Raw genomic sequence first — 5,843 nt, forward strand, 5'->3', positions numbered from 1 at the left:
TAGAAATGTAAGATAATTCATAGGTTGGCTCGGTGAAAGCACCGTTTTTAAAGCTTGCATTACCGCCTAAAAATTTTGCAATATCCTTACCGATCGTATGAATCTGACCACCCGTAACCACATCATGCGAACCTTGAGCAAGCGTACCATCCGCAACATTATGCAGACCAACAGGAGCAGAATTCTTTCCTTTGCCAAAAGTCACACTTGTATAATTAATAGCGCCTTTTTCATCATCGTTCTTATCGTAATGAACTACAGCTGAATCATCAGACTGAAGGCTGGTAGAAAGTTCCTTCAAGCTTGCATCAAGCTGACCTTTATTAACCGCTTCATTCTCTTTCTCTGCTTTCTTTACACCAGAAAGCGTACGATCCGCATGCGCGCTATTTGCTATATTGATCTCAGTGCCACCTGTTTTAGCACCAATAGTAAGACGATTCGTTGCTTTATCCTGCTGAACAAAGCTCTCGCTTTCTACTTTTTGAACCACATTATTAATTTGCTCAGTAAATTTATTCTGAACTTTCGTGATACTAGTACCCACTCCAGCAAAAGCTTCCGCTACAGTTTTATAGCTTTGTTCATCCTCTTTACCATCAGAATTGACAGTTTTAATCTTAAAGCTTGGAGCTTTCCATTCTCCTTTATCATATTTGGCGTCACCGCCAAAATATGCCGCAACCTTATTATTCGTCTCAAAAAGCTGGGAACCATTTATAGCATCCGTTGAAGTCTTAGAAACTTCTCCTTTTAAAAGAGACGTAATCTTGCTGTTTTCTTGTATCCTTACAGACTTGCCCCCTTCTTCTGTGCTCTGTTCATGACGGGCTACAAAGGCATGGGCTTCCTTATTCCACAGCAGAGCATCACCTTTAACTTGTTCAGTAACATTCGTTAGTTGATCTTCAACTTTTTTGATGCTTGTATCTAGCTGTCCCTTGTTAACCGCCTCATTCTCTTTCTCTGCTGCTTTCACACCAGAAAGGGTCCGTAACTCTTTTTTGCTGTTAGCAATATTGATTTCACTGCCTTCTACTTCTTTACCAATAGTAATATAATTTGTATTGGCATCTTTCTTAACAAGGCTATCACCCTTCACATTGCTAATCTCATTATTAATCTGCTTCGTAATCTCATTCTTAACATTCGTGATAGAATTACCAACACCTGCAAACGCATCCGCTACATTATGATAGACTGTTTCTTTAGCTTCTGCACCATCACCGTTAACAGTTTTAACCTTAAAGGTTGGAGCGGTCCATTGGCCATTCTCGTATTTGGCGTCACCACCAAAATATGACGCAACCTTATCGCCCAACGAGTAAAGCTGATTACCCGTAACTGCATCCGTGGAGGTTGATGAAATTTCACCATTCGCAAGAAACTTAATCTTGCTACTTGTCTTTGCATCTCCCTCTCCATGATGGGCAACAAACGCACCATCTTCCTTACTCCACGATAAGGAATCACCTTCTACTTTGGTGACTACATTCGTAATCTCATTTTTAATATTCGTGAAAGAATTACCAACACCTGCAAGGGCAGACGCTACATCATTGTAGACTGTTTCTTCACCTTCTGTACCATCATCGTTAATAGTTTTAACCTTAAAACTCGGTGCTTTCCAGTTCCCTTCCTTATCATAGCCCGCACCACCTCCAAAATACGTCGCAAATCTATTATTCAAAGAATAGAGCTGATTACCCGTAACTGCATCCGTTGAACCCTCAGAAACATTACCATCTAAAAGAAATGTAATTTTGCTGTTTTCTTGTGTCCTGACAGATCTGCCCTTTTCTTCTGTACTCTTTTCATGACGCGCGACAAAGGCATGAGCTCCTTCGTTCCATAACAAGGCGTCTTTCTCAATATGTTGAGAACTATCCGTTATTTTTTGATTAAAATCATTGATCGTATTCGTTATACGAGTATTCACATTCCCAAGGCTATAATCAAGCGCCGAAAGAGCTGAACCAACATCATGGTGAACATTTCCTGATGCGCCTACTTCACCATTTGTTCTAATGCTATGTGTTGCATAGGTTGGCTCAGTGAAAGCACCGTTTTTAAAGCTTGCATTACCGCCTAAAAATTTTGCAATATCCTTACCGATCGTATGAATCTGACCACCCGTAACCACATCATGCGAACCTTGAGCAAGCGTACCATCCGCAACATTATGCAGACCAACAGGAGCAGAATTCTTTCCTTTGCCAAAAGTCACACTTGTATAATTAATAGCGCCTTTTTCATCATCGTTCTTATCGTAATGAACTACAGCTGAATCATCAGACTGAAGGCTGGTAGAAAGTTCCTTCAAGCTTGCATCAAGCTGACCTTTATTAACCGCTTCATTCTCTTTCTCTGCTTTCTTTACACCAGAAAGCGTACGATCCGCATGCGCGCTATTTGCTATATTGATCTCAGTGCCACCTGTTTTAGCACCAATAGTAAGACGATTCGTTGTTTTATCTTGCTGAACAAAGCTCTCGCTTTCTACTTTTTGAACCACATTATTAACTTGCTCAGTAAATTTATTTTGAACTTTCGTGATACTAGTACCAACACCAGCAAAAGCTTCCGCTACAGTTGTATAGCTTTGTTCATCCTCTTTACCATCATCCTTAACAGTTTTAATCTTAAAGCTTGGAGCTTTCCATTCTCCTTTATCATCATAACCTGCTCCACCTCCTAAATACGTCGCAAGCGTATTGCTCATAGAGTAAAGCTGAGAACCATTTATAGCATCGGTTGAACCAGTAGAAACATCACCATTCGCAAGAAACTTAATCTTGCTGTTTTCTTGTATCCTTACGGCTTTACCTGTTTCTTCTGTGCTCTGTTTATGTTCATGACGAGCCACAAACGCACCATATTCCTTACTCCACGATAAGGAATCGCCTTCTACTTTGGTGACTACATTCGTAATCTCATTTTTAATATTCGTGAAAGAATTACCAACATCTGCAAGGGCAGACGCTACATCATAGTAGACTGTTTCTTTAGCTTCTGTACCATCACCGTTAACAGTTTTAACCTTAAATTCTGGAGCGGTCCATTGACCATTCTCATATTTGGCTCCACCACCTAAATACTTCGCAAATGTATCACTTAGTGAATAAAGCTGCTTACCCGTAACAGCATCCGTTGAAGTTGGTGAAACATCACCATTTGCAAGAAATGTAATTTTACTGTTTTCTTGTGTCCTTACGGCTTTACCTGTTTCTTCTGTGCTCCGTTTATGTTCATGACGAGCCACAAACGCATCGGCTGTATCATTCCACAATAAGGAATCACCTTTAACATTATTAATCTCTTTGCTGATGTTATTCTTAATATTCGTGAAAGAACTACCAACACCAGCAAAAGCTTCCGCTACAGTTTTATAGCTTTGTTCATCCTCTTTACCATCAGAATTGACAGTTTTAATCTTAAAGCTTGGAGCTTTCCATTCTCCTTTATCATATTTGGCGTCACCGCCAAAATATGCCGCAACCTTATTATTCGTCTCAAAAAGTTGGGAACCATTTATAGCATCTGTTGAACCAGTAGAAACATCACCATTCGCAAGAAACTTAATCTTGCTGTTCACTGGTTCCACTGGGTCTTCTTCAGCCCCTTTCTCTGCATGACGGGCTACAAACGCATTGGCCTCCTTGCTCCACGATAAGGAATCACCTTCTACTTTGGTGACTACATTCGTAATCTCATTTTTAATATTCGTGAAAGAATTTCCAACATCTGCAAGGGCAGTCGCTACATCGTAGACTGTTTTCTCACCTTCTGTACCATCACCGTTAACAGTTTTAACCTTAAAGCTAGGAGGTGTCCATTTGCCATCCTCATATTTAGCTCCACCGCCAAAATATGCCGCAAATGTATCACCTAGTGAATAAAGCTGGGAACCATTTATAGCATCTGTTGAACCAGTAGAAACATCACCATTCGCAAGAAACGTAATCTTGCTGTTCACTGGTTTCACTGGGTCTTCTCCAGCCCCTTTCTCTGCATGATGGGCTACAAACGCATTGGTCTCCTTGCTCCACGATAAAGAATCGCCTTCTACTTTAGTGACTACATTCGTAATCTCATTTTTAATTTCTTTATGAATATCCGTAATAGAATTACCAACACCTGCAAGGGCATCAGCTACATTATGATAGACTGTTTCTTTAGCTTCTGCACCATCACCGTTAACAGTTTTAACCTTAAAGGTTGGAGCGGTCCATTGGCCATTCTCATATTTGGCGTCACCGCCAAAATAGCCAGCTATGCTGGTGCCAAACTGATGCAATTGTTGACCTGTCATTGCTTCAGTGGAAGCATCAGAAATGGCTCCATTCGCTATGCCGGAAATAACTCTATTCTCACCTTTATTGTTTACAATATCTATCTTATTACCATCTGCATCTTTACCAATGGTGATAAGATGCGTCTCTGCATCTTGTTTTACAAAGCTACTGGATGCTACTTGTTCTTTGATCTCCTCCAGCTGTGCAAAATTCACTGCATCATTGGCACTAGTACCCTTGTCCACCCCTGTTATCTTTTTACTTCCAGCATCTATACCAGTGGTTGTTATTTTCGGACCATCTTTAATCACTAAACCTGTTGCGTCTAAGGTGTTGTTTCCTGTTTGTATTTTATCGACTGTAAGGGTCTTAGCTAAATCAAATGTGACCTTATTATCGTCTTTGCCTTTTGTAATCGTAAAATTGTTACTTCCAGCTGAAAAATCTACTTCGTTCCCCATACCAACATTTGTAGGATCTGTACCGCCAACGGATAATGTCCAGCCTTTTTCTGCAAAGATTTTTAGTTTTTTCAGCTGCGCAACATTCACGGCATCTGTATCTTGAGTACCAGCTGCAACACCTACAATTTGGCGTGTATATTTACTCTTAATATCGCCAACACTGGCTGCACCTTGCGTGCTTTTCCATACATAATCTCCCTGCTTTGATTGCTGACCTGTTTCAGGATCATAACCTATAGAACCAGCAGCGATATCAGATTCAGCACCGTATCCCAGAGCAATACCGCTCTGTACCAACGCCTTACTAAATGAACCGATAGCAGTACCATACTGACTCTCTGCTCCTGCAGCATGCCCAAGGGCAGTCGAACGTTCGGATCGAGCCATAGATACTGATCCTATAGCGATCGCATCCGGACCAAGCGCCTCTGCGGCATGGTAGAAACATCTTTTACCTTCAACATGTTGACCACTACATTTATACTCTTTTCGATTCCCTATAGCAATACTCGATACATCAGATGCTTGTGCAGCATCGCCCAATGAAATACCTCCCGCACCTCTCGTATTACGCTGCATTTCATTAAAAAGAATAAACCGCAGTGGAGAAACATTAGAACTAATTTTCTGTTCTTCACTAAAATCTTCTTTTACAAATGTTTTGGATGTCCTCAACCGTGCGACATTCCCAACTCTTAGTGTATCTTGCATAGCTTCTCGTGTAAAACCGCTGTATGCTGCCAAAACATTCACGATAGCATTATCATTACTTTTCTTAGAAAGAGTATTGATGAGAAAATTGACATAGTCACTCACAGCGCTCGCTGTCAGTGTGCTCCCCGCTTGTTGTGCTGTTACATCATTTTCCTGATCACTCGCATCAACATCATAGTCATCAACAACAGAGATAACACTTTGCGGAAACGTTACAGAAGGGCTTTTCGCACTTATGAGAAGCGCTTCTTTTGGAGAAACTGTTTTTGAATACACTGGAGAAGCACTCGACAAAAGTGCTACTATTGAGGATAAAGAAAGCATCTTTACAAAAGATGTCTTGTAAATAGGACGAAGAAAATTCAATTTG

General features: G+C 40.7%; 1 pseudogene. It reads right to left on the reverse strand.

Going from position 1 to position 5,843, the window contains the following annotated elements:
* A pseudogene (locus tag J7R13_RS08330) lies at nucleotides 1–5,843 on the reverse strand (hypothetical protein); the annotation flags it as partial.

The organism is Bartonella taylorii 8TBB (genome assembly GCF_902825155.1).
Lineage (GTDB): Bacteria > Pseudomonadota > Alphaproteobacteria > Rhizobiales > Rhizobiaceae > Bartonella > Bartonella taylorii_A.